The organism is Streptomyces sp. SX-6 (genome assembly GCF_059089585.1).
The window spans coordinates 40,802-64,763 of the sequence record NZ_JBTHHU010000015.1; the positions used below are offsets into that span (position 1 = coordinate 40,802).

27 protein-coding genes are annotated in these 23,962 nt (G+C 72.4%); 15 read left to right on the forward strand and 12 right to left on the reverse strand.

Annotated features, from left to right (window positions below; all coding sequences use genetic code 11):
• Positions 1 to 11 precede the first annotated feature (11 nt).
• Positions 12 to 653 (forward strand): response regulator transcription factor, encoded by a 642-nt coding sequence (locus ACV530_RS19595; RefSeq protein WP_494333837.1) that lies wholly within the window; start codon positions 12 to 14, stop codon positions 651 to 653.
• Positions 654 to 809: 156 nt separating this feature from the next.
• Here ACV530_RS19595 and ACV530_RS19600 read toward each other — a convergent pair whose 3' ends face one another.
• The gene (locus ACV530_RS19600) at positions 810 to 1,643 is read right to left on the reverse strand and encodes a transglutaminase-like and tetratricopeptide repeat-containing protein (protein WP_494333838.1); all 834 of its coding nucleotides are present in this window, start codon (positions 1,641 to 1,643) and stop codon (positions 810 to 812) included.
• On the reverse strand, positions 1,640 to 2,650 hold the full coding sequence (locus tag ACV530_RS19605) for a GNAT family N-acetyltransferase (protein WP_494333839.1): 1,011 nt from the start codon (positions 2,648 to 2,650) through the stop codon (positions 1,640 to 1,642). Before ACV530_RS19605 ends, ACV530_RS19600 begins: the two co-directional genes overlap by 4 nt.
• A gap of 115 nt (positions 2,651 to 2,765) precedes the next feature.
• Between ACV530_RS19605 and fdxA the strand changes: the two genes are divergently transcribed.
• Complete coding sequence (gene fdxA / locus ACV530_RS19610; RefSeq protein ID WP_494333840.1) at positions 2,766 to 3,086, forward strand: ferredoxin; 321 nt, start codon at positions 2,766 to 2,768, stop codon at positions 3,084 to 3,086.
• 93 nt (positions 3,087 to 3,179) lie between these two features.
• On the forward strand, positions 3,180 to 4,301 hold the full coding sequence (dapC, locus tag ACV530_RS19615; protein WP_494333841.1) for a succinyldiaminopimelate transaminase: 1,122 nt from the start codon (positions 3,180 to 3,182) through the stop codon (positions 4,299 to 4,301).
• Positions 4,302 to 4,403: 102 nt separating this feature from the next.
• Here dapC and ACV530_RS19620 read toward each other — a convergent pair whose 3' ends face one another.
• Both ACV530_RS19620 and ACV530_RS19625 read right to left on the reverse strand, forming a co-directional pair.
• A complete protein-coding gene (locus tag ACV530_RS19620) occupies positions 4,404 to 4,832 on the reverse strand; it encodes an ATP-binding protein (protein WP_494333842.1) in 429 nt (142 codons plus the stop codon).
• Positions 4,833 to 5,132: 300 nt separating this feature from the next.
• Complete coding sequence (locus ACV530_RS19625; protein WP_494333843.1) at positions 5,133 to 6,056, reverse strand: VldE C-terminal domain-containing protein; 924 nt, start codon at positions 6,054 to 6,056, stop codon at positions 5,133 to 5,135.
• Between the two features lie 79 nt (positions 6,057 to 6,135).
• On the opposite strand from ACV530_RS19625, the gene dapE reads away from it, so the two are divergent.
• Both dapE and ACV530_RS19635 read left to right on the forward strand, forming a co-directional pair.
• Positions 6,136 to 7,239, forward strand: a complete 1,104-nt coding sequence (dapE, locus tag ACV530_RS19630) for a succinyl-diaminopimelate desuccinylase (RefSeq protein ID WP_494333844.1) — start codon at positions 6,136 to 6,138, stop codon at positions 7,237 to 7,239.
• 61 nt (positions 7,240 to 7,300) lie between these two features.
• A complete protein-coding gene (locus ACV530_RS19635; RefSeq protein ID WP_494333845.1) occupies positions 7,301 to 8,056 on the forward strand; it encodes an LOG family protein in 756 nt (251 codons plus the stop codon).
• 128 nt (positions 8,057 to 8,184) lie between these two features.
• Here the strand turns inward: ACV530_RS19635 and folP are convergent, their stop codons facing one another.
• Positions 8,185 to 9,045 (reverse strand): dihydropteroate synthase, encoded by an 861-nt coding sequence (folP, locus tag ACV530_RS19640; protein ID WP_494333951.1) that lies wholly within the window; start codon positions 9,043 to 9,045, stop codon positions 8,185 to 8,187.
• 119 nt (positions 9,046 to 9,164) lie between these two features.
• On the opposite strand from folP, the gene ACV530_RS19645 reads away from it, so the two are divergent.
• Positions 9,165 to 9,524, forward strand: a complete 360-nt coding sequence (locus ACV530_RS19645) for a hypothetical protein (protein ID WP_494333846.1) — start codon at positions 9,165 to 9,167, stop codon at positions 9,522 to 9,524.
• Entirely contained in the window at positions 9,521 to 10,117 is a 597-nt protein-coding gene (locus ACV530_RS19650) for a DNA-3-methyladenine glycosylase I (RefSeq protein WP_494333847.1), read from the forward strand. The genes ACV530_RS19645 and ACV530_RS19650 overlap by 4 nt, the downstream gene beginning before the upstream one ends.
• Here ACV530_RS19650 and chcB read toward each other — a convergent pair.
• Positions 10,104 to 10,892 (reverse strand): 2-cyclohexenylcarbonyl CoA isomerase, encoded by a 789-nt coding sequence (chcB, locus tag ACV530_RS19655; RefSeq protein ID WP_494333848.1) that lies wholly within the window; start codon positions 10,890 to 10,892, stop codon positions 10,104 to 10,106. The two genes, ACV530_RS19650 and chcB, sit on opposite strands and share 14 nt — an antisense overlap.
• Positions 10,893 to 11,199: 307 nt before the next feature.
• Between chcB and ACV530_RS19660 the strand changes: the two genes are divergently transcribed.
• Entirely contained in the window at positions 11,200 to 11,367 is a 168-nt protein-coding gene (locus tag ACV530_RS19660; RefSeq protein ID WP_424211953.1) for a DUF3117 domain-containing protein, read from the forward strand.
• 86 nt (positions 11,368 to 11,453) lie between these two features.
• Here the strand turns inward: ACV530_RS19660 and ACV530_RS19665 are convergent, their stop codons facing one another.
• A complete protein-coding gene (locus tag ACV530_RS19665) occupies positions 11,454 to 12,098 on the reverse strand; it encodes an O-methyltransferase (RefSeq protein ID WP_494333952.1) in 645 nt (214 codons plus the stop codon).
• Between the two features lie 171 nt (positions 12,099 to 12,269).
• On the opposite strand from ACV530_RS19665, the gene sigE reads away from it, so the two are divergent.
• The 5 genes from sigE to ACV530_RS19690 all read left to right on the forward strand — a co-directional run bounded on the left by sigE (position 12,270) and on the right by ACV530_RS19690 (position 17,132).
• On the forward strand, positions 12,270 to 13,043 hold the full coding sequence (gene sigE, locus ACV530_RS19670; RefSeq protein WP_494333849.1) for an RNA polymerase sigma factor SigE: 774 nt from the start codon (positions 12,270 to 12,272) through the stop codon (positions 13,041 to 13,043).
• Positions 13,040 to 13,732 (forward strand): zf-HC2 domain-containing protein, encoded by a 693-nt coding sequence (locus ACV530_RS19675; RefSeq protein WP_494333850.1) that lies wholly within the window; start codon positions 13,040 to 13,042, stop codon positions 13,730 to 13,732. Before sigE ends, ACV530_RS19675 begins: the two co-directional genes overlap by 4 nt.
• A gap of 88 nt (positions 13,733 to 13,820) precedes the next feature.
• A complete protein-coding gene (locus tag ACV530_RS19680) occupies positions 13,821 to 15,761 on the forward strand; it encodes a S1C family serine protease (RefSeq protein WP_494333851.1) in 1,941 nt (646 codons plus the stop codon).
• A gap of 117 nt (positions 15,762 to 15,878) precedes the next feature.
• Positions 15,879 to 16,340 (forward strand): sec-independent translocase, encoded by a 462-nt coding sequence (locus ACV530_RS19685; RefSeq protein ID WP_494333852.1) that lies wholly within the window; start codon positions 15,879 to 15,881, stop codon positions 16,338 to 16,340.
• A gap of 114 nt (positions 16,341 to 16,454) precedes the next feature.
• Positions 16,455 to 17,132 (forward strand): hypothetical protein, encoded by a 678-nt coding sequence (locus ACV530_RS19690; RefSeq protein WP_494333853.1) that lies wholly within the window; start codon positions 16,455 to 16,457, stop codon positions 17,130 to 17,132.
• Positions 17,133 to 17,136: 4 nt separating this feature from the next.
• Here ACV530_RS19690 and ACV530_RS19695 read toward each other — a convergent pair whose 3' ends face one another.
• Genes ACV530_RS19695 through ACV530_RS19705 form a run of 3 tightly spaced genes read right to left on the reverse strand, consistent with a single transcriptional unit; the run spans position 17,137 to position 20,216 of the window.
• Positions 17,137 to 18,294: an Mrp/NBP35 family ATP-binding protein gene (locus tag ACV530_RS19695; protein WP_494333854.1), complete on the reverse strand. Its 1,158-nt coding sequence runs from the start codon at positions 18,292 to 18,294 to the stop codon at positions 17,137 to 17,139.
• A 43-nt stretch (positions 18,295 to 18,337) separates the two neighbouring features.
• Positions 18,338 to 18,934 (reverse strand): DUF1003 domain-containing protein, encoded by a 597-nt coding sequence (locus tag ACV530_RS19700; protein ID WP_494333855.1) that lies wholly within the window; start codon positions 18,932 to 18,934, stop codon positions 18,338 to 18,340.
• A complete protein-coding gene (locus ACV530_RS19705) occupies positions 18,924 to 20,216 on the reverse strand; it encodes a magnesium transporter MgtE N-terminal domain-containing protein (RefSeq protein WP_494333856.1) in 1,293 nt (430 codons plus the stop codon). The genes ACV530_RS19700 and ACV530_RS19705 overlap by 11 nt, the downstream gene beginning before the upstream one ends.
• Positions 20,217 to 20,419: 203 nt before the next feature.
• Between ACV530_RS19705 and ACV530_RS19710 the strand changes: the two genes are divergently transcribed.
• Positions 20,420 to 21,169, forward strand: coding sequence for a hypothetical protein (locus ACV530_RS19710; RefSeq protein ID WP_494333953.1), 750 nt, complete (start codon positions 20,420 to 20,422; stop codon positions 21,167 to 21,169).
• On the opposite strand, the gene ACV530_RS19715 is transcribed toward ACV530_RS19710, so the two are convergent.
• Positions 21,166 to 21,666: a hypothetical protein gene (locus ACV530_RS19715; RefSeq protein WP_494333857.1), complete on the reverse strand. Its 501-nt coding sequence runs from the start codon at positions 21,664 to 21,666 to the stop codon at positions 21,166 to 21,168. The genes ACV530_RS19710 and ACV530_RS19715 overlap by 4 nt on opposite strands.
• 94 nt (positions 21,667 to 21,760) lie before the next feature.
• On the opposite strand from ACV530_RS19715, the gene ACV530_RS19720 reads away from it, so the two are divergent.
• A complete protein-coding gene (locus ACV530_RS19720) occupies positions 21,761 to 22,717 on the forward strand; it encodes a DMT family transporter (protein ID WP_494333858.1) in 957 nt (318 codons plus the stop codon).
• Here the strand turns inward: ACV530_RS19720 and corA are convergent.
• The gene (gene corA, locus ACV530_RS19725) at positions 22,695 to 23,789 is read right to left on the reverse strand and encodes a magnesium/cobalt transporter CorA (protein ID WP_494333859.1); all 1,095 of its coding nucleotides are present in this window, start codon (positions 23,787 to 23,789) and stop codon (positions 22,695 to 22,697) included. The genes ACV530_RS19720 and corA overlap by 23 nt on opposite strands.
• Positions 23,790 to 23,962 lie beyond the last annotated feature (173 nt).

Consider the following 23,962-nt stretch of genomic DNA (forward strand, 5'->3'; position numbering starts at 1 on the left):
ACCCTGTCGCTGTGACAGCACGACCCGGCAGCACCGATCCCCGACCGGCCATACGCGTACTCCTCGCCGAGGACCAGTCGATGGTCCGTGAGGCACTGGCGGCGCTGCTGGGGCTGGAGGGCGACATCGAGGTCGTGGTCCAGGTGGCCCGGGGCGACGAGGTGCTCGCGGCGGCCCGGTCGACGCCGGTCGACGTGGCGCTGCTGGACATCGAGATGCCGGGCGCGACCGGGCTCGAGGCCGCCGAGGTGCTGCGGCGCGAGCTGCCGGAGCTCAAGGTCGTGATCCTGACGACCTTCGGGCGGCCCGGCTACCTGCGCCGGGCCATGGAGGCCGGTGCCGTCGGCTTCCTGGTCAAGGACGCGCCCGCCGCCCAACTCGCGGACGCGCTGCGCAAGGTGCTGCGCGGGGAGCGGGTCATCGACCCGACGCTCGCCGTGGCCGCCCTGGCGGAGGGCCCGAACCCGCTGACCGAGCGCGAGCGCGCGGTGCTGTGCGCGTCCGCGGACTGCTCCACGAACGCGGAAGTCGCCGCCAGGCTCCACCTGTCCCACGGGACGGTGCGCAACTATCTGTCGACGGCCATCCAGAAGACGGGCGCCCGCAACCGCGCGGATGCGGTGCGCATCGCGCGCGACAAGGGCTGGCTGTAGGCCGGTTCGGCACCGCCGGGCGGGCAGCCACTGCGCCGCGCGGCGAAAATTCGTGGGGCAAGCCCCGGAGAGGCCCGCCGCAACGGTGCGATGCCGCAACGGCGAGGGTCCGGCGGAATGCACGGTCACCGCAACCCGCATCCCCCGCCCACCGGCTCAGTTCAGCATCGCCCGCGCGGCCAGCGCCTGGCGGCGTACGGTTTCGGCGGCGGTCGGCTCGACCGCGGCGATCACGTCCGCGTACGCCTCCAGCTCCCGCGCCCCGCGCGCGAACTCGCCGCGTTCGACGAGCAGTTCGGCGTGCTCGTAGCGCAGCCGGGCCGGGTGGCTCGGCAGCAGCAGGGAGAGCTCGACGGCCCACAGCTGGATGCCGCTGCGCTCCGGGCGGGCCGCCGCCCAGGCGCGGATGTTGTTCAGGATGCGCAGGACGATCTCCAGCGGCTCGGCCGGGGAGAACGCGGAGGGCGGCAGTGCGGTGCCGGTCGCACCGGCGACCAGCATGCCCGCCTCGTCCTCGGTCAGCGTCCGGCCGCCGTCGAAGGGGTCGATCAGCACATGGTCCCCGTACGGGTCGCCGAAGCCGACGACGAAGTGGCCCGGCAGCGCCACCCCGTACACCGGCGCACCGGCCCGGCGCGCGACCTCCATCCACACCACGGACAGCAGGATCGGCAGGCCGCGCCTGCGCCGGAGCACCTGGTCGAGGAGCGAGGACTCCAGCCGACGGTAGTCGGCGGGGGAGCCGCGGAAGTCGCAGTGGCCGCCGAGCAGCCGCTCGAGCGCGGCGGCCCACTGCGCGGGCTCCGCGTGCCGTCCCAACGCGGGCAGCTGCCCCGCGAGCTCGTCGAGCTCGATCTGCACGGCGTCGAACCCGGCCTCGTCCAGCTCCGTGTCCGCCTCGGTGGCGATCAGGAGGCACAGCAGTGCCAGGTCGGGCCGTTCCTCGCGGGCGGCCTCGGCGAACCGCCGCCGGTCGTCGGTGTCAGTCATGCCTTTCCGTCCGTACCCGGGGTCTCCAGTGTCCGGTAGTGGTAGGCGTGATGCGTGGTGAAGCCGAGCCGGTCGTAGAGCGCGGCGGCACCGCCGTTGTCCGCCTCCACTTGGAGATACGCCGCCGAGGCGCCCTCGTCGAGCGCCTTACGGGCCAGTGCGGCCATGGCCAGGGTGCCGAGCCCCTCCCGGCGGCGGCCGGTGTCCACGTGCAGCGCGGCGAAGCCCGCCCAGCGGCCGTCGGTCACGCAGCGCGCCACGGCCGCCGGGCCCTCGGCGCCCGGCACGGTCGCGAACCACACCGACGGGCCGCCGGTGAGCACCGCCCGCGCGGCGTCCCCGGTACCCCGGCCGTACGCCGCGAGCCAGGCCTCGTCCGGCTCGCGGGACAGCACGACGCCGCCGAGGTCGGCGTCGGTGTCGGCGAGGGGCGCGAGTGCGGCCGTACGCATGAGCGCGTGGCGCTCGGCGGCCCAGCCGCGCCGCGCCAGCTCCGCGTCCAGCCCCTCGTCCCGCGCGGGGTCGCCGGTGGTGACCTGGATGCGCGGGGGCAGGCCGCGGCGGGCGTACCACTCGGCGACCCGGTCCACGGCCTGCGGTACCGGCAGCCCGCAATCGCCCAGCGGCAGGGCCGAATTGGCGCGGGCGGTGAAGCCCCCGGCGGCGCGCAGCGTCCACGCGCCCAGGTGCCCCGTCTCCGTCGCGGGCCAGCCGCGGGTGGCGGTCTCCTGGAGCTCGCGGACCGTCGTCGCGGGTCCCCGCCGCCGGGGCGGGGTCGGGGGGACCACCTTGCCCGCGACGAGCGCGGACTCCGCGATCTCGGCCGTCTCGCCGTTCCGCCGTGTGATGCGCAGCACGCCGTTCGACCAGGATTCGAGCACGCCGACGGTGTCGGTGTACTTCTCAGGTGATCCTGACCGGTCGTTCAATGAGCGGACAGATACCCTTTTTCCGGCATCGGCCGCATTAATGCGCACTTCAAGCCGTCCGCCCGTGGTGAATTCCACAGCTCTCTCCGCCCCTCTTGTTCGTCAAGCGCCCGGGAACGGAGATACTAGGTGCGGGCATCGACGACGCCGCGCTCCCGCGCGAGATGACCCCTAGCCGAGGAGGAACGACAGCGTGACCTACGTCATCGCGCAGCCTTGTGTCGACGTGAAGGACAAGGCGTGCATCGAGGAGTGCCCCGTCGACTGCATCTACGAGGGCTCCCGGTCCTTGTACATCCACCCGGACGAATGTGTCGACTGCGGTGCCTGTGAGCCGGTGTGCCCGGTGGAAGCGATCTTCTACGAGGACGACACCCCGGACGAGTGGAAGGACTACTACAAGGCGAACGTCGAGTTCTTCGACGAGCTCGGTTCGCCCGGTGGAGCCTCGAAGCTCGGCCTGATCGAGCGCGATCACCCCTTCATCGCCGCGCTGCCGCCGCAGAACGCGTGATCCGCCCCTAGCACCACCCGGCCCCGTACAGCCCCGCCGCCGTACGGGGCCGCGGCATTCATCCCTAGCGCAAGAGAGCGAGCAGCCAGCACCGTGAGCGCAGTCTCGTCCCGCCTCCCCGTCTTTCCCTGGGACCGCCTCGAGCCCTACAAGGCCACCGCCGCCGCACACCCGGACGGCATCGTGGACCTGTCGGTCGGCACCCCCGTGGACCCCGTTCCGGCGCTCGTCCAGCGGGCGCTCGCCGATGCCGCCGACAGCCACGGCTATCCCACGGTGTGGGGCACGCCGGCGCTGCGCGACGCGCTCACCGGCTGGACGGAGCGGCGGCTGGGCGCGCGCGGGATGACGCATGCCAACGTACTGCCGGTCGTCGGCTCCAAGGAGCTGGTGGCCTGGCTGCCCACCCAGCTGGGCCTCGGCGCGGGCGACAAGGTCGCCTACCCGCGGCTCGCCTACCCGACGTACGAGGTGGGCGCGCGGCTCGCGGGCGCCGAGCCGGTCGTCTACGACGCTGAGACATTTGCGTCTGGCGACGCGGGCACGGAGCTCGACCCGGCCGGGCTGAAGCTGCTGTGGCTCAACTCGCCGTCCAACCCCACCGGCCGGGTCATGCCGCTCGAGGAGCTGCGGCGCACGGTCGCCTGGGCGCGGTCGCACGGCGTGCTGGTCTTCAGCGACGAGTGCTACGTGGAGCTGGGCTGGGAGGCCGACCCGGTCTCCGTGCTGCACCCGGACGTCTGCGGCGGGTCGTACGAGGGCATCGTGGCCGTGCACTCGCTGTCCAAGCGCTCCAACCTCGCCGGGTACCGCGCCGCGTTCCTCGCCGGTGACGAGGCGGTGCTGGGCGAGCTGCTCCAGATCCGCAAGCACGGCGGCATGATGGTCGCCGCCCCGGTGCAGGCCGCCACCGTCGCGGCGCTGGGTGACACCGCGCACGTCGCCGAGCAGCGTGCCCGGTACGCCCGCCGCCGGGCCGCCCTGCGCGCCGCCTTCGAGGGCGCGGGCTTCCGGATCGAACACAGCGAGGCGTCGCTGTACCTGTGGGCGACCCGTGACGAGCCCTGCTGGGACACCGTCGCGGACCTGTCCAAGCGCGGCATCCTCGTCGCGCCGGGGGAGTTCTACGGCGTCGCGGGCGAGCGCTTCGTACGGATTGCCTTCACCGTGACCGACGAGCGCGTGGAGGCGGCGGTCCGCCGCCTGTCCGAGTAGCGGTACGCATCCGCGCCGGATGCGCGTACACCGCATACGCGAAGGGGCCCGGGAGTGGATCTCCCGGGCCCCTTCGCGCGTTGTGCGTGGTGTGCCGCCGGCTCAGCCGCCCAGGCCGGGGAGGGTCTTGACCGGCAGGTCGCCGCCGCCGAGGCCGTGCCCGGCCGCACCCTGCGCGGCGCCGCCCACGGCCTGGCCGGTGGCACCCGCCAGGTCGCCCGTGGCCTTCTGGCCGTGCTCGAGCGCGGCCTTGGTGGTCTTGCCGGCGGTGCCGAGGGTCTGGCCGGTGGCCGGCCCGGCGGTGTGGACAGCCTTGTTCGCCACGTCCGTCGTCGCGGCACCGGCCTGCTGCGTGCCCGATTCGACGGTGTTGCCCACGTGCGCACCGTCCACTGCGCTGAGGCCGCCCAGGTTCGGGGCCGCAGGGAGTTCCGCGGCGTTCGCGGCACCGGCCGCGGCGGCGACGGGAGCAGCGGCCGCGGCGACGAGCAGTGCGGCCCGGGCGATCCGACGCGTGAGGGGGAGGGACATGTTGCTCCTTTGACGGAACGGGTTAACGGGTTGCGGTCGATTGCTGTCCGGCGAGCGGACGCTGTGACTACCGCCCGAGCCCCATGAAGGTTGCGGTGCCCCTGGGTAAAGAGTTTGCAATGCGTCGCATTATCGGGTCTGTGAACAATCGGGCAAACGAGGCGCGGTCGTCGGAGACGTAAAAGCGTGACAACCCTTTGTTCTCAAGGGGTGCGCCGTGTGCGCCCGGGGTGTGCGCGGGTGTGACGCGCGCGGCAACCTCCCGCCCGGGGCCATACGCCGGGCGGGGGATGGTTCGCACTACTGGGCGGTTGTGATCCGTACCGCGGCCACGGGGTCGGCGCCGGATTCGTCCGTGCCCTTGGGTGCCTTGGACGCCTTGCCGTCGTTGGAGGCCTGCTGCCAGCCGTCGCGGGAGTTCTTGGACGTCCACACCCGGCCGTCGAAGGAGACGCGCTCGATGCGCAGTTCGGCCGCGTGCGCCACCGCCCAGGACGCCAGCTCCCAGCCGCGCCGCTGCGGCTCGTCGTCCGCCCGCACCGGCCGGACGGGGACGGTCACCGTGCTGCCGGACGGGGCGGAGGGCTCCACCGACTTCCCGAAGTCCCGCTTCAGCCCGGTCCGTACCGCCGACGGATCGCCCGGCTTGCCGTCGCTCGGGCTCGTCGAGCAGCTGAACGCGGTCGCCCGGCGGCCCGTCAGGGCCGAGGCGAGCAGGGACGCGTCCGGCTCGTGCTTGGCGTACGCCTGCGGGAAGGCGCTGTGCTGCACCTTCTGCGCGGCCACCGTCAGCGGCAGCCGCGAATAGCCCCGCACCTCGACCAGGCGGTCGTAGAACGCCCCCGCCGAGTACACCGGATCGGTGATCTGCTTCGCCGTGCCCCAGCCCTGCGTCGGGCGCTGCTGGAACAGGCCCAGCGAATCGCGGTCGCCGTGATGGATGTTGCGCAGCCCCGACTCCTGCATGGCCGTGGCCAGCGCGATCGTCACGGCCCGCTCCGGCAGTCCGCGCGTGGTGCCCACGGCCGTGATCGTCGCGGCGTTGCCGGCCTGCTCGGGGTCGAGCGAGTACGACTCGCCGTCGGCCTGGGCCACGCAGCGCGGGGCACCGGGGCCACCGGTCACGAAATGGGCCACGAGATACCCGATCAGCGCCAACAGCACGGCACAGGCGGCCACGATGCGCAGCAGTCGGCCGCGGCGGGTGACGGAGATCCGGGACATGCGGCCCACGTTACTTGACGGATTCGGTGATCCGCCGGGCCGGGCGGCGCTGTCGGTGCGGGGCGTTAGAGTCGCCCCTATGGACCACGCCGCACTCGACCTGTCCCTCGACGCCGCCGCCCTCACCGCGCGGCTCGTCGACTTCCCGTCGGTGAGCGGAAACGAGAAAGAGCTCGCCGACGCCGTCGAGCAGGCGCTGCGCGCGCTGCCGCATCTGACGGTGGACCGGTACGGCAACAACGTGGTCGCGCGCACGAACCTCGGCCGCGCCGAACGCGTCATCCTCGCAGGGCACATCGACACCGTCCCCATCGCGGACAACGTGCCCTCGCGCCTCACGGGTGACATCAGCGGCTCCGCCGCGGGGAACGGCGTGCTCTGGGGCTGCGGCACCAGCGACATGAAGTCCGGTGTCGCCGTGCAGCTGCGCATCGCCGCGACCGTCCCCGAGCCCAACCGCGACCTCACCTTCGTCTTCTACGACAACGAAGAGGTCGCCGCCCACCTCAACGGCCTCGGCCGCGTCTCCGAGGCCCATCCCGACTGGCTGGCGGGCGACTTCGCCGTGCTCCTCGAGCCCTCCGACACCCAGGTCGAGGGCGGCTGCCAGGGCACCCTGCGCGTCCTGCTGCACACCACGGGCGAGCGGGCCCACTCCGCCCGCAGCTGGATGGGGAGCAACGCGATCCACGCCGCGTCGCCGATCCTCGCCCGCCTCGCCGCGTACGAGCCCCGACGGCCCGTCATCGACGGTCTCGAGTACCGCGAGGGCCTCAACGCCGTGCGGATCGAGGGCGGTGTCGCCAACAACGTCATCCCCGACGCCTGCACGGTGACGGTGAACTTCCGCTACGCGCCGGACCGCACCCCGGAGGAAGCCCTCGCGCACGTCCGCGAGGTGTTCGCCGACTGCGGTGTCGACGAGCTGGTCGTCGACGACCACTCGGGCGGAGCGCTGCCGGGCCTCTCGCACCCGGCCGCGGCAGCCTTCATGGAGGCCGTGGGCGGCACCCCCCAGCCCAAGTTCGGCTGGACGGACGTCTCCCGCTTCAGCGCGCTCGGCGTACCCGCCGTCAACTACGGCCCGGGCGACGCCCTTTACGCGCACAAGCGGGACGAGCATGTGGCCACGGACCGGATCCGGCACTGCGAGGAGCGGCTGCGGGCCTGGTTGAGCGCCTGATCGGCGACGGCCCCGTGACCTAGGCTGAGCGGCACGATCCTTCTCGCGGAGGGAGCACGACATGGTCAATTCCGAGGGAATCCGCCCACGGAAGGAACAGCGGCGGGGGCCGGTGCTGCGCCGCCACGGCCAGATGCAGCAGGGCACCACCGACCAGCATCTGCTCGACACCCGGGGCACCGCGGACTGGGTGCACGAGGATCCCTTCCGGGTGATGCGCATCCAGTCCGAGTTCGTCGAGGGCTTCGGGGCGCTGGCCGAACTCCCGCCCGCGATCAGCGTGTTCGGCTCCGCGCGCACCAAGAGCGACGCCGCGGAGTACGCGTCGGGGGTGGCCCTCGGGCGCGGTCTGGTCGAGGCGGGCTTCGCGGTCATCACCGGCGGCGGGCCCGGCGCGATGGAGGCCGCGAACAAGGGCGCCATGGAGGCGGGCGGCGTCTCGGTCGGGCTGGGCATCGAGCTGCCCTTCGAGCAGGGGATGAACCCCTATGTGAACCTCGGCGTCGACTTCCGCTACTTCTTCGTCAGAAAGACCATGTTCGTGAAGTACGCGAGCGGGTTCGTCGTGCTGCCGGGCGGACTCGGCACGCTGGACGAGCTGTTCGAGGCCCTCACCCTGGTGCAGACGAAGAAGGTCACCCGCTTCCCCATCGTGCTGTTCGGCACCGCCTACTGGAAGGGCCTGGTCGACTGGATCGAGGGCACCCTCGTCGCCCAGGGCAAGGTGGGGCCGGGCGACCTCCACCTGTTCCACGTCACCGACGACGTGGAAGAGGCGATCGGGGTCGTCACCAAGGAAGCGGGCCTGATGCCGTAGGCCTGTCCGGCGGGTCTTCACCCCATGGGTGCGGCCGGTTCGGCACCGCCGGGCTCCGCTGTCCTGGCCGATCGCCGCTGCGGCGGGAGGTGACGCGGGGCGCCGCCCCGCGCCCCGGGGCCGTAGCGCTACGCGAGACCCCGGCGGGCGACCGCCGGGGGGCGGTGCCCGGCGATGGACGCCACCATGTCCAGCACCTGCCGGGTCTCCGCGACCTCGTGCACGCGGTACACCTGCGCCCCCAGCCACGCCGACACGGCGGTCGTCGCCAGCGTGCCCAGCAGCCGCTCCTTGACCGGCTTGTCGAGCGTCTCGCCGACGAAGTCCTTGTTGGACAGGGAGACCAGGACGGGCCAGCCCGTCTCCGTCATCTCGCCCAGCCGCCGGGTCGCCTCCAGCGAGTGCCGGGTGTTCTTCCCGAAGTCGTGCCCCGGGTCGATCATGATGCCGTCGCGCCGGACCCCCAGCGCGACCGCCCGCTCGGCCAGCCCGAGCGTCACGTGCAGGATGTCCTCCATCACGTCGTCGTACGTCGTCCGGTGCGGCCGGGTGCGCGGCTCGACCCCGCCGGCGTGCGTGCACACCAGCCCGGCCCCGTGGCGGGCCGCGACCTCGGCGAGCCGGGGGTCCACCCCGCCCCAGGCGTCGTTCAGCAGGTCCGCGCCCGCCTCGCAGACCGCCTCGCCGACCTCGTGCCGCCAGGTGTCCACGCTGATCACCATGTCCGGATGGCGTCTGCGCACCTCGGCCACGAAGCCGACCGTGCGCCGTGCCTCCTCCTCGGCGGTCACCTCCTCGCCGGGGCCCGCCTTCACCCCGCCGATGTCGATGATCGCGGCACCCTCCGCGACGGCCTGGTCCACCCGGGCGAGCGCGGGCTCGTCGCTGAAGGTGGCGCCCTGGTCGTAGAAGGAGTCGGGCGTTCGATTGACGATCGCCATGATCACCGGTTCGTGAGCGCCGAACTCGCGTCGTCCCAGCCGCAGCATTTCCTCGTGCTCCCTCTCCATGGTCCGGCAGCGACCTTAACTGTCAGTGCGGCATGGCACGATCGGGGAGGACGGACCGGTTCACGGATCCGTGCACCGGCATCCACGGGGAGATGGTCGTGTTCTGGTTCTTGCTCATCGCGCTGATCGTGGTGGTCGGTGCGGTCGCGCTCGCCGTGCTCGGCGGGCGTGGCGGAGTGCTGCCCGAGGCGCCGCCGGACCGGATCGCCTGGCCGCTGCCCGCCGACCGGCCGCTGGGCCGGGCCGACATCGACGCACTGCGCCTGCCGATGGCACCGCGCGGCTACCGCATGACCGAGACGGACGACGTGCTGGACCGGATCGGTGCCGAGCTGGCCGAGAAGGACGCCCGGATCGCCGAGCTCGAGGCGGCGCTCGCCGGGGCCCGGGCCGCCGCGGCCCGCCCGCCGGCGGCCGGTGACGAGCCGGAGGACGAGCCCGGGGAGGGGCGGGCATGAGCGGCGTTGTCCTGGGGCCGGACGGGCTGGCGCGGTGCCCTTGGGGCCTGGAGGCCGAGTCGATGGCCGACTACCGCGAGTATCACGACACCGAGTGGGGCCGCCCGGTGCACGGCGACGACGCCCTCTTCGAGCGGACCTGCCTGGAGGCGTTCCAGTCCGGGCTGTCCTGGCTGACGATCCTGCGCCGCCGCGAAGGGTTCCGCGCCGCCTTCGCCGGGTTCTCCATCGCCGAGGTGGCGGCCTTCACGGACGCCGACGCCGAGCGGCTGCTGGCCGACCCGGGCATCATCCGCAACCGGGCGAAGATCGCCGCGGCGATCAACAACGCCAGGGTCGCCGCCGAGTGGGCCCCGGGCGAGCTGACCGACCTGATCTGGTCGTACGCGCCCGGGGCGAAGCGCGCCCCGCGCACGACCGGCGAAGTGCCCGCGGTGACACCGGAGTCCACGGCGCTGGCGAAGGAGCTCAAGAAGCGCGGCTTCCGCTTCGTCGGTCCCACGACGGCGTATGCGCTGATGCAGGCGTGCGGATTGGTGAACGACCACCTGGCGGACTGTCATGTGCGGGGCGCGATGGTCAGCGCCCGGTGAAGCGCGGCTTCTCCTTCTTCAGGAACGCCTCCACGGCGATCCTGTGGTCCTCGGAGGCACCGGCCACGGCCTGGAGTTCCTCCTCCTTGGCCAGGGTGCCGGCCAGAGAGTGCTCCGCGCCGTACGCCACCGCCGTCTTGAGCGCGGCGTAGGCGCCGGTCGGGCCTTCGGCCAGCCGGCGTGCCACGGCCGCCGCCTCGGCGGCGAGGTCCGCGGCGGGCACGACCCGGTTGGCGATGCCGAGTTCGTGCGCCTCCTGTGCGCTGACGTTGCGGGGGAAGAGCAGCAGGTCCATCGCACGGCCGTGGCCGACGAGGCGGGGCAGGGTCCAAGAGACGCCCGAGTCGGCGGTGAGCGCGACCCCCGCGAACGAGGTGTTGAAGGACGCGGTGTCGGCGACCACCCGGTAGTCGGCGGCGAGGGCGAAGCCCGCGCCCGCGCCCGCGGCGACCCCGTTGACCCCGGCGACGACCGGCTTGGCCATCCCGGCGATGGCCAGGGTGATCGGGGTGTAGTGCTCCCGGACGGTGTCCATGGTGTGCTCGGGGTCCGCGGCCAGCAGTGAGGTGTGCTCCTTGAGGTCCTGGCCCACACAGAAGGCACGGCCGCTGCCGGTCAGCAGCACGGCCCGGACGGCCGGATCGTCCGCCGCGTCCCGGAGCGTGTCCCGCAGCGCGTTCTTGAGTTCCGTGTTGAGCGCGTTCATGGCGTCGGGCCGGTTCAGGGTGATCGTCGCGAGTCCGTCGGTCACCTCGTACAGCACGGTGTCGGCCATGTGCGGTCTCCTTCACGTTCGTGTGGGGTCGGCAACAGTCAGCGGCCAGCCTGCCGCAGATCCTCCGGAGCCGGTATGTGACGTGTGTCAAAAAATCGAGCTCCCGTGCGGTGACGGAGTTGGTGCGCAACTGCGGCTCAATCGCCGAATTGAGTGGTTTTGCCGGAGAGTGTTGCCGAAGGGATGCCCACCGATGTTGGTCATTGGGTCGCACGATGCGGGATAATGGCCTGGAAGCAATGTGTTCGATGCCGGTGACACCTGGGTTGTCGGCTGCGACGGGCTGGTTTCAGGAAGGGGAACGAGCATGGCGGCCATGAAGCCGCGGACGGGCGACGGCCCGCTCGAGGTGACCAAGGAGGGGCGGGGCATCGTCATGCGGGTTCCGCTCGAAGGCGGCGGTCGTCTCGTCGTCGAGCTGACCCCGGATGAGGCCGCGGCCCTCGGAGACGCCCTGAAGCAGGTCGTCGGCTGACGCGTCTGCTTTCCGCAGCGCTTTTCTCCCGTCTGCCCCGGCGCCGGATTCCGGCTCCGGGGCAGCGGTGTACCGGGCCCGTGCCGTCAGCCGCGCCGGACGGCGCACAGCAGCCCGTCGCCCACGGGCAGCAGGGACGGCAGCAGCACCGTCGACTCCCGTACGGTGCGCAGCAGTTCGCGCAGCCGCTGCACCTCGGCGGGCTGGGCGGCGGTGTCGACGGTGCGGCCGTCCGCGAAGAGGCCCTCGAAACAGACGAGTCCGCCGGGCCGCAGCAGGCGCAACGATTCCGCTAGATAGTCGAGGTACTCCAGCCGGTCGCCGTCGCAGAACACCAGGTCGTATCCGCCGTCGGCCAGGCGCGGCAGCACCTCCAGCGCGCGGCCCGGGATGAAGCGCGCCCTGTTGCCGGCGAAGCCGGCGGCGCGGAACGCCTGCCGGGCGAACTGCTGGCACTCCGGGTCGCTGTCGACCGTCGTCAGCACCCCGTCGGGCCGCATGCCGTGCAGGAGATGGATGCCCGAGACCCCGGTGCCCGTGCCGATCTCGGCGACGGCCTTGGCGTCGACGGACGCGGCGAGCAGGCGCAGCGCCGAGCCGGTGCCGGACGTCACGGAGCGCAGCCCGGTCTCGAGGGCCCGGTCGCGGGCCCACCGCAGTGCGGCGTCATCGATGTGCTCGACGCCGTAAGCCTCGGCGAACGCCCAGCTCGTCTGCCGGTTGCCGGTAATGGCCCTCTCCTGTCCCCATGTGTCGACGCAACCGTGACTGTATCCGCTGACCCCGGGAACCCGCAGATGGGACCGTGCGTTCAAGGGGAGGGAGGGTTGGACGGGAGGGTGGAGACCCAGACCAAAAAGCAGGTCAAAATTCCTTATCCGGAGCTAACGGGCGAGGTGGATATGGTAGGGGCTCCACTGGACACCACCAGAGCCGACAGGGGAGGTGCGGCTACGGCCGTCGACCGTCGGAGAGTGCTGAAGCGCTTTCGCAGGTCCGCCGTCGAGCCGAAATCCGTGACCAACACCGCTGACCACCCGCGCACTCCGGACTCCGCCACCGCGACTTTCGCCACCGACGCGGATGCGCAGGCGTGGACTCCTCCCACCTGGGAGGAGATCGTCAGCACGCACAGCGCACGGGTCTACCGCCTCGCCTACCGCCTCACCGGCAACCAGCACGACGCCGAGGACCTCACGCAGGAGGTCTTCGTCCGCGTCTTCCGCTCGCTGTCCACCTACACCCCGGGCACGTTCGAGGGGTGGCTGCACCGCATCACCACCAACCTCTTCCTCGACATGGTCCGGCGCCGTCAGCGCATCCGCTTCGACGCGCTGGCCGAGGACGCGGCGGAGCGGCTCCCCAGCCGTGAGCCGTCCCCCCAGCAGCACTTCAACGACACGCACTTCGAGGCGGACGTCCAGCAGGCGCTGGACACGCTCGCCCCGGAGTTCCGCGCCGCGGTCGTCCTGTGCGACATCGAGGGTCTGTCGTACGAGGAGATCGCCGCGACGCTCGGGGTGAAGCTCGGCACCGTCCGCAGCCGTATCCACCGTGGCCGCTCCCACCTGCGCAAGGCGCTCCGGCACCGCTCGCCCGCCGCCCGGGCCGAGCAGCGTGCCGTGACGGCGGTGGGCTCCGGCGTTCCTCTGGGAGGGGAGGTCGGGATCGCGTGACCGGTTCAGGCGGTCAGTCCCCCGCCGAGCAGCATCTCGGCGACCGCCTCGCGGCCCTGGTCGACGGGGAGTTGGGGCACGATCTGCGGGAGCGGGTGCTGGCGCACCTGGCGACCTGCTGGAAATGCAAAGCGGAAGCCGACGCGCAGCGTCGGCTCAAAAGCGTGTTCGCGGAAGCGGCGCCTCCGCCGCTGTCCGAGGGGCTGCTCGCCCGGCTGCAGGGTCTGCCCGGCGCCGGCGACGACCCACGGGAGGGCGGGCACGGCTCCGGTGGCCCGGGAAAAGGCGGTTTCGGCGTGCGGGCCGAGGCCTTCGCCCTGCTTCCGGCCACCGCCCCGAGGCCCCGTGAGCGCGGCTTCAGGACCCATGACGTCGGGCGCTCGCGCGGCCGGCGCCGTTTTGCCTTCGCGGCGGCGGGAGCGGTGTCGATAGCCGCCTTCGCGCTCGTCGGCGCGCAGCCGCTCGAGACGGCCGTCGAGACCCCCGGGGCCCGGGGCGAGGATCCTCGGGCGGCCGCCACCTCGCTGGTGCTGGGGCCGACCACGGTGCCGACGGCCGCGGGTTCGGCCGCGGCGGCGGCCGCGCTGTCGCTCCTGCGCACCGCGCCCGTGCTGCCCCCGCTGATGCGCGCGTCCCGCGTCGTTCCGCCGGCCCTTCCGACACCGGACAGGTTCGTCGCGGCTCGCTGACTTTCCGACAGGTCGGGGCGGCTGTGTGCGCCGGGCGGCACCTGGTTGAATCGCAGGTGGGTCGCGCCGACTTGTTGGGGGGAAAGCGATGGACGAGCGCAGCACTGCGGGCACCGGTCCCAAGCCGCACTGGTGGAACCGCCCGCGCCGGGAGCTGGACTGGACCGCGGAGGCGGATGCCTCGGTGACGCCTGCGGTGACGCCTGCCGACGGGGTACCGGCTGCCCCGGCTCACGCCCGGGATCCCTACGGCACGCCCCCGTACGGCCACCCCGGCCCCTGGGCCCCCGCGCCGCCGGTCCAGCGCCCGGAAGCGGGGGCGACCGTGCCGCCGGGGACGCCGGTGCCGCCCGCCCCGGCGGGCGGGCCCGCCACCCACGCCGCACTTCCCGCGCCACCGGTCCCGCGGAGCGCACCCGTCCCACCGGGCGCCCACGCCGCCCCTGGCGCACCCGGCATTTCCCTTGCGCACGGCGTGCCCGCCGCACCGGCACCGCAGGACGTACCTGCCCGGCAGGGCACCTCCGGCGCTCCGGCCCCGCAAGGCACCCCCGTCCCTCTGGACGCCCACGTCACCCACGGCGCACCCGGCGTACCGGGCACGCAGGGCGTACCCGCCCAGCAGGGCATTCCCGGCGCACCGGCACCCCAGGACGTACCTGCCCCGCAAGGCACCCCCGGCATCCCCGCCCCGCAGGGCGTACCCACCTCGCAAGGCGTACCCGCCCCCGGCGCCCCCGGCGCCCCCGGCGCGCCCTCCGTACCCCCCGCCCCCGGCGGGCCCTGGCGGTACGACCCCTGGGCCGTTGCCCGGCAGCAGCACACCCACGTGCCGCACCTGTCATACGCGCCGCAGACACCGCACGCGCTGTACGCATCGCCCCCGCCGGACGGCAGTCGCGGGCCCGTGAAGACGAAGACGCTGACGCGTGGGCGCATCGTCGCCGGGGCCGTGCTCATCGCGCTCGTGTCCGGTGTGGCCGGCGGGGCGATCGGGTCGTATCTGGAGCGGGACGGCAGCATCGGCGGGCACCGCGTGACGCTCCCGCAGGCCCCCGCCCAGCAGGGCGACCGCGAGTCGGGGAGCGTCGCCGGCATCGCGGCACGCGCCCTGCCCGGCGTGGTGACGATCCACGTGCGCGGCAGCAGCGCCCAGGGCACCGGCACCGGCTTCGTGCTGGACAAGCAGGGGCACATCCTCACCAACAACCACGTCGTCGAGCCGGCCGGCACGGACGGCACGATCACCGTGACGTTCAACGGCGGCCAGACCGCCAAGGCCACCGTCGTGGGCCGGGACGGCGGCTACGACCTGGCCGTGGTCAAGGTCTCGGGGGTCTCGGGGCTGACCCCGCTGCCCCTGGGGAACTCCGACTCCGTGCGCGTCGGGGACTCCGTGGTCGCCATCGGCGCCCCCTTCGATCTCGCGGGCACGGTCACCACCGGCATCATCAGCGCCAAGGAGCGTCCGATCACGGCCGGCGGGCACAAGCAGGACGGCAGCGACATCAGCTATGTCGACGCGCTGCAGACCGACGCCCCGATCAACCCCGGCAACTCCGGCGGCCCGCTGGTGGACTCCCAGGCCCGGGTGATCGGCATCAACAGCGCCATCCGCTCCGCGGGCGACTCCACCTCCGGCGCCCAGGGCGGCAGCATAGGGCTGGGCTTCGCCATACCGATCAACCAGGCCAGGCGTGTGGCCGAGGAGCTCATCAACACCGGCCGGGCCACTCACCCGGTGATCGGGGTCTCGCTCGACATGGAGTACGCGGGCGACGGTGCCCGGGTGAATTCCAAGGGCTCCGGCGGCAGCGGGGCCGTCACCCCCGGCGGCCCCGCGGACAAGGCGGGCATCCGCCCCCAGGACGTCATCAAGAAGATCGACGACGTCCCCGTGCACAGCGGCCGGGAGCTGATCGTCAAGATCCGCAGCCACCGCCCGGGCGACCGGCTCGCCCTCACCGTGGAGCGGGACGGCAAGGAGCAGATCGTCCAGCTGACCCTTGGCAGCGCCGGTGCGAGCTGATCGTCGCGAGGGCGTTGGCCTGTTGTTGGCCCAGGTGTCTCCCGGACGGGCGGCCGGGCCAGGTACCGTGATAGACGGCCTGAACCGTGGCCACTCACGTATCAAGGAGCTTGCAAGGTGTTCTCCCTGGGACTCCCCGAGCTGTTGGCGCTCGTCGTCCTCGCTGTGCTCCTTTTCGGGCCGGACAAGCTGCCGAAGATGATCCAGGACGTGTCGCGCACCCTGCGCAAGATCCGGCAGTTCTCCGAGAACGCCAAGCAGGACATCCGCGCCGAGCTGGGCCCCGAGTTCAAGGACTTCGAGTTCGAGGACCTCCACCCCAAGACCTTTGTGCGCAAGCAGCTGCTGGAGCGCGAGGAGCTCGGGCTCCAGGAGATCCGCAACGGCTTCGACCTGAAGTCCGAGATGGCGGACATGGGCGAGGTCAGGGAAGCGATGCGGGACAGCGTCCACGGAACTTCCGGTACCTCGGACAGCTCCGCCGGGTCGTCCGCTCCCGCCCCGGGCCCCGACCTGCGCAAGAAGCCGGAGCGGCTGCAGCCGGGCGAGCGGCCTCCGTTCGACTCCGACGCCACCTGAGCCTCACCTGCCGGGCCCCATTGACGGGGGTGGCTATTCTCCCTTTGTTTGGGGGATGTCGCCCGCCGTGACGGGCTGGCCACGACCACGGGGCAACGAGGAGGCACCGCGCAGATGGAGACGACGGCACAGGAAGTGCCACAGGGCGGACCCGGCACCCGGCGGTCGGTCGACGGCTATCTGCTCGCCGCCTTCCCCTGGTACGGCCTGGACGAGGCGTTCACCGGACCGCGCTGGCCGATGCAGGTGGGCACCGCCGCCGACGGCACCGTCGAGCACGGCTCGACCGGGCACGGCACGGAACCCACGCTCCGTGCCGACTGGAACGGCAAACCCGACAAGGCGGCCGGGACCGAGAAGTACTCCGGCGCCCAGCGCTTCGCGGTCGTCGTGACCGTCGCCAGCCGCCCGGTGCGGCGCAGCGCGGACGGCACCGGAGTGCTCGAGGCCACCTCGGTGTCCTCGGCGGCCTGGCTCGCCGGTGCCGGTCTGCTGTCGTACACCTGGCCCGCCCGGATGGAGCGGGCCCTGCGGCAGAACTGGCTCGACCAGCAGACCGCCCTCGCCTGGGAGCTGGCCGACCGGCTCGACGAGGCCCCGTGGTCCACCCTCTCGCTGCCGGTCGACGGCGTGGCGACGGACTTCCGCTACCGCGAGTCCGACTACGGCTGGGTCCTCGCCGGGTCGGCCGAGGGCACCGGGGTGAACATCGGGGCCTACGGGCGCGGCATGAGCGCGTACGGCATGGGCTTCACGGTGGTGAAGGACATCACCGACTACGCACGCCGGTAGCCGGTCAGAACTTGTTGCGCGGCGTGATGCCGAGCGACATGCCGGACAGTCCGCGCTGCCGCCCGCCCAGCTTGCCCGCGATGGCGCGCAGCGCGCTGCCCGCCGGGGAGTCCGGGTCGCTCAGCACGACGGGCTTGCCGTCGTCGCCGCCTTCGCGCAGGCGCACGTCGATCGGGATGGAGCCCAGGACGGGCACGGTGGCGCCCGTGGTGCGGGTCAGGCCGTCGGCGACCGTCTGGCCGCCGCCGGTGCCGAAGACGTCGACCATCTCGTCGCAGTGCGGGCAGGGCAGCCCGGACATGTTCTCCACGACGCCGACGATCTTCTGGTGGGTCTGCACGGCGATGGAGCCGGCGCGCTCGGCGACCTCGGCGGCGGCCTGCTGAGGCGTCGTCACCACCAGGATCTCGGCGTTGGGCACCAGCTGGGCGACGGAGATGGCGATGTCGCCGGTGCCCGGGGGCAGGTCGAGCAGCAGCACGTCGAGGTCGCCCCAGTAGACGTCCGCGAGGAACTGCTGGAGCGCGCGGTGCAGCATCGGGCCGCGCCACACGACCGGGGCGTTGCCCGGGGTGAACATGCCGATCGAGATGACCTTCACGCCGTTCGCCGACGGCGGCATGATCATGTTCTCGACCTGGGTGGGCCGGCCGTCGGCGCCCAGCATGCGCGGCACGGAGTGGCCGTAGATGTCCGCGTCCACGACGCCGACCTTGAGGCCGTCGGCCGCCATCGCGGCGGCGAGGTTGACGGTCACCGAGGACTTGCCGACGCCGCCCTTGCCGGAGGCCACGGCATAGACCCGGGTCAGGGAACCGGGCCTGGCGAAGGGCACCTCGCGCTCGGCCTGGCCGCCGCGGAGCGCGGTGGCGAGCTCGCGCCGCTGCTCGTCGCTCATCACGTCGAGCTCGACGGAGACGCTCGTGACGCCCTCGACGCCCGCGACGGCGTCGCGCACGTTGGCCGTGATCGTCTCGCGCATGGGGCAGCCCGAGACCGTCAGGTACACCGCCACCGCGACCGCGCCGTCCGGCGTGATGTCCACGGATTTGACCATGCCCAGTTCGGTGATCGGCCGGTGGATCTCGGGGTCGTTCACCGTCGCGAGGGCGGCGCGGACCGCCTCTTCGGCGGGTGCGGGGGCATGGGTTTCGGTAGCCATGACCCGATGGTACGGCGCCCCACCGACACCCCGGGAAGGGCCGTCAGCGGTCGCGTTCCTCACTCTCCTGCGGGAATATCCGCCGCTGCTCCATCTCCTTGATCAATTCATGGAACTCCGAGCGGATCCAGTCCCGCGTCGCGACCTCGCCGAGTCCCGTGCGCAGCGCGGCGATCTCCCGCGTCAGGTACTCGGTGTCCGCGATGGACCGCTCGTTCTGCTCGCGGTCCTGCTCCAGGTTGACGCGGTCCCGCTCGTCCTGCCGGTTCTGCGCCAGCAGGATCAGCGGTGCCGCGTAGGAGGCCTGGAGGGAGAGCACCAGGGTCAGGAAGATGAACGGGTACTCGTCGAACCGCAGGTGGCGGGGCGCGGAGGTGTTCCACACCACCCACAGCACGATGAGGACGGTCATCCAGACGATGAACCGCCCGGTGCCCAGGAAGCGGGCGATCTCCTCCGACATCTTGCCGAAGGCCTCGGGGCTGTACTCCGGCAGCCAGCGCCGTCGCCGTGCCTTCGGCTGGTCGAGCCGTACGCGCTGGGACGGCGGGGCCGTCGTCCACTCCACCGGCACCGCGAGGCCACGGTGTTTGCCGTGCTCGCCGCGCCGGTCGTGGTCACGCATGCGGTCAGGGGCCATGGGTGCCCTCCGGCAGATCGTTCATCCCCCGGGGATGGGCGTGGAGTTCGGTCTCCCGCCAGTCGTCCGGGAGCAGGTGGTCCAGGACGTCGTCGACGGTGACCGCGCCGAGCAGTGAGCCGCTCGTGTCCACGACGGGCGCGGCGACCAGGTTGTACGTGGCGAGGTAGCTGGTGACGGCCGGCAGCGGGGTGTCCGGCGCCAGCGGCTGCAGATCGGTGTCGACGACCGCGCCGACGAGCACGAACGGCGGGTCGCGCAGCAGCTTCTGGAAGTGGACGATGCCCAGGTACTTGCCGGTCGGCGTCTCGTCCGGGGGACGGCAGACGTACACCTGCGCGGCGAGCGCGGGGGAGAGGTCGGGGTTGCGGATGCGGGCGAGGGCGTCGGCGATGGTCGCGTCCGGGCGCAGCACGATCGGCTCGGTGGTCATCAGGCCGCCCGCCGTGCGCTCCTCGTAGGCCATGAGCCGCCGGACGTCCGCCGCGTCGCCGGGCTCCATCAGCGTCAGCAGGCGTTCCTTGTCGTCCTCGGGGAGCTCGGAGAGCAGGTCGGCGGCGTCGTCGGGGTCCATGGCCTCGAGGACGTCGGCGGCGCGCTCCTCCTGGAGCTTGCCGAGGATCTCGACCTGGTCGTCCTCCGGCAGCTCCTCCAGGACGTCCGCGAGGCGGGCGTCGTCCAGGGCCGCGGCCACCTCGGCCCGCCGCTTGGGGGAGAGGTGGTGGAGGACATTGGCGAGGTCGGCGGGGCGCAGCTGCTCGAAGGTCGCCAGGAGGTTGGCCGCGCCCTGCCCGTGCTCCTCGAGGGAGAAGCCGGTGACCTGCGACCACTCGACGGTCAGCGTCTCGCCCTTGCGGCTCCACGTGCCGCCCTTGCCGCGGCGTACGAAGACCTTGTCGATCTCCCAGTCGCGGCGGGACTGGAGCTGGGTGATCGAGACGTCGAGGACCGTGACCTCGTCCCCCGAATCCACCATCCGCACCCGGCGGTCGAGGAGTTCGCCGAGGACCAGGGTCTCGGTGGGGCGCCGTTCGAAGCGCCGCATGTTGATCACGCCGGTGGTGATCACCTGGCCGGACTCCACGCCGGTCACCCGGGTCATGGGCAGGAAGACGAGCCTGCGGCCCGGGACCTCCACGACCAGCCCGAGGACGCGCGGCGGACGGGCGCCGACGCGCAGCATCGCCACGACGTCGCGGACCCGGCCGACCCGGTCGCCGTTGGGGTCGAAGACGGCCACTCCGGAGAGATGGGATACGAACACCCTGGCGCTCGCCGCCATGCCGTGCGCACCTCCTCGGTACCGTCCGCTGTGGGTGATGTCCCGATCAGGCTAACGTGGCCGGTTCCGCACTGCCGCAGGGCGGTCTCGTACGGGACGTGCCCGGCACGGGCACCGCAGGGCGCGAGTACGCTGCCGTACTCCACCTGCAACAGGAGGCATGAGCGAAGGTGCGAACCCGGAACACCGTTCCCGTCGTGGCCTTGTGCGTGGGGCTGTCCACCGCCCTCGTGGCCTGTGGCGGTGGCGAGGATCCCGATGCGGGCACCAACGGCGTCGGCAAGCTGCGTGCCGCCGCGATCCAGGAGAAGGCGCAGGCCGCCGCCCGGGCTGCGGAGGCGGTCCATCTGTCGGGCAGCGTCATCAGCGGGCAGCGCACGTACCGGATCGACATGCGGCTCAAGAAGAGCGGCGGCACGGGCCGGGTCTCCTCCGACACCGTCGCGTTCGAGCTGCTGAGGGTCGGGGACGACCTCTTCCTGAAGGCGAACCCGGCCTTCTGGGCGCGGGGCGACGGCGGTACGAACACGAAGACCGCCGCACCGGCGCCGTCCAAGAGCCCGGACGGCAAGGGGGACGGCACCGCGGCCGACAAGCTGGGCGGCAAGTACGTGAAGGTGCCGTCGGGTGACCCGTCCTACCACCGGCTGAGAGGTTTCACCGACAAGGACGTCCTGCTCGACGGCCTGCTCGGGCTGCACGGCAAGCTGCTGCGCGGCGAGCACGGGACCGTGGGCGGCGTCCGCTCGGTCCGCGTCAACGGCGCCGACGACAAGGGCTCCGGCGGGATGCTCGACGTCTCCCTGAGCGGGACGCCCTACCCGCTGCGCGTCCGGCGTCCGGGCGGAGCGGGACAGGTCGAACTGGGCGACTGGGGAAAGGATTTCGCACTGGCCGTCCCGGCGAAGGGGCAGCAGCTCGACTACGGCAAGAAGATTCCCACCGGCAGTTAACGCCGTCCTCTGCGGAGCAGCTTCGGCAGGGCCGCCGGGACCGGTCCTCGGGTCGTCGCGGACGTGGCGAGCGGTACGGCGGTGAGCGGGCCGTCCGGCAGGCCGGCCGTCGCGCCCGTGGGCTCGAGCCGCAGGATCCGGCAGCCGTCGGCCCACCGGTCCTCGATGCCGTCCGCGTCCACGGCGTTGAGCCGCTTGCCCTTGAGCTCGGCGACGGCGCCCGTCCACGCCTCGCCGCGCGGGGGCAGTTCGGCGACCCGGGCGGTCCAGGTGACGAGCCGGCCGCCCTTGTCCTTGCTGCGCACGGTCACGGCGGCCGTGCCGCCGTCGGTGAGGCCGAGGCCGTCCAGCGGCTGTTCGCCGGGGCCGCCGACGAGGTGGGCGGCGCCCTCGTGCCAGACGTGCCACAGGGCCCGGGCGGCCCCCTCGGGACCCTGCACCCAGATGAGGCCGGACTTCTTGGTGGCCTCTTCGACTAGTGCCTGCGTCAGCGTCATGCGCCCACCCTACGGTCCCGCTCCTGGAGACAACGCTGCCTGGTGACAACGCTTCCTGGTGACACTGTGCGACGCATACGCATACGCTCGAGAAGTGAGTGATGCCCGTACGCGAAGCGCAGCGCCGTCGACCGGTCTCTCCGCCTCCGGGACACCGGCGCCGCCCGCGCTCCGTACGGAGTTCGTCCTCCTGGCCGTGGCCGTCGCCATGGTCTCGCTCTCGGCCCCGCTCATCGCGGCCACCGCCGTCCCCTCGCTCGCCATCGCGTTCTGGCGCAATGCGATGGGCGTCGCGGCGCTCACGCCCCTGGTCCTCGCACGGCACCGCACGGAGCTGCGGACGATCGGCCGCCGGGCGGTGCTCCTCGCGGTCGCCGCGGGCTCCCTGCTCGCCCTGCACTTCGGGCTCTGGCTGCCGAGCCTGCGGATGACGTCGGTCGCCTCCTCGACCGCGCTCGTCACCACGACCCCGATCTGGACGATGCTCCTGCTGCGGCTGCGCGGCCGGCGCCAGGCCGGGCTCGTGTGGGGCGGTGCCGCACTCGCCTTCCTCGGCGTGGTGATCCTCACCGGCGTCGACTTCTCCGCCTCGCCGCGCGCCCTGGCCGGGGACGCGCTCGCGCTCGTGGGCGGCATGGCCGCCGCCGGGTACGTCCTGCTCGGCGCCGAGGTGCGCCGGACGGCGAGCACCATCGCGTACTCGTTCGTCTGCTACTCCACCACGGCCGTGCTGCTGCTCGGTGCCTGCCTGGTCAGCGGCACCTCGCTCGGCGGCTACGCCGGGACGGACTGGTCGAAACTCGCGCTGCTCACCGTCACCGCGCAGCTGCTCGGCCACTCGCTCATCAACCGGGTCGTCAAGAGCCTCGGCCCGTCCGTCACTTCGACGGCGATCCTGCTGGAGACGCCGGGAGCCGCCCTCATCGCCGGGCTCTGGCTGGGGCAGCAGCCGCCGGCCGCGGCCTGGCCCGCGCTCGGGGTGATCCTGGCGGGCCTGGCCCTGGTGATCCTGGCCGACCGCAGGAGCGCTACAGCCAGCCGTTCCGCTTGAAGCCGCGGTGGATCGTCACACAGATCGCCACCGTGAGGACCATGACGGCGGGGTAGCCGTACTTCCAGCCCAGCTCCGGCATGTATTTGAAGTTCATGCCGTAGACCCCGGCGATCATCGTCGGTACCGCGCAGATCGCCGCCCAGGAGGTGATCTTGCGCATGTCCTCGTTCTGGGCGACGGACGCCTGCGCGAGGTTGGCCTGGAGGATCGAGTTGAGCAGGTCGTCGAAGGAGACCACCTGCTCGTGCACGCGCGCCAGATGGTCGGCGACGTCCCGGAAGTACTTCTGGATGTCCGGCGCCACCAGCCCCATCGGCCGCTCGCTCAGCAGCTGCATCGGCCGCATCAGCGGGGTGACGGCCCGCTTGAACTCCAGCACCTCGCGCTTGAGCTGGTAGATACGGCCCGCGTCGCCGCCGCGCGAGTTGGAGAAGACGTCGATCTCGACCTCGTCGATGTCGTTCTGCACGGCGTCGGCCACCGCTATGTAGCCGTCGACCACCTGGTCGGCGATCGCGTGCAGCACCGCGGAGGGCCCCTTGGCGAGCAGCTGCGGGTCGTCCTGCAAGCGCAGCCGCAGGGCGCGCAGCGAGCCCTGGCCGCCGTGCCGGACGGTGATGATGAAGTCCGCGCCGGTGAAGCACATCACCTCGCCGGTCTCCACCACCTCGCTGGTGGCGGTGAGTTCGGCGTGCTCGACGTAGTGGATCGTCTTGAAGACGGTGAACAGGGTGTCGTCGTACCGCTCGAGCTTCGGCCGCTGGTGCGCGTGCACCGCGTCCTCCACGGCCAGCGGGTGCAGCCCGAACTCCTTGGCGATGTCGGCGAACTCCGGCTCCGTCGGCTCGTGTAGCCCTATCCACGCGAAGCCGCCCTCCGCGCGCACCGCGCGCATCGCCTCCGCCGGGCTGCAGTGCGCACTCGCGCGCTTGCCCTCGCGGTAGACGGCGCAGTCCACGATGGCGCTGCTGCGGGAAGTGCCGCCGCACGAAGTGTCGTACGGGTACGGGGGTTCGGCCCGGCGCAGGGCGGGACGGACGACGGCACGGAGGTCACGGATCATCGACAAGGCTGGCTCCATTCACGGGCCGGCCACCGGGGCACGGGCGCAACGCTGCCGGGAACGAGGACGTGGCCGCAAACGGGCGTACGTCCGCAAAGCAGGCGGCGCTTCGCGCGGTGCGCGGGGCGGACGGCGTTCGCGGAGAACTTCGCGGAAAACGTGCGAGAGGGGCGGAAGGA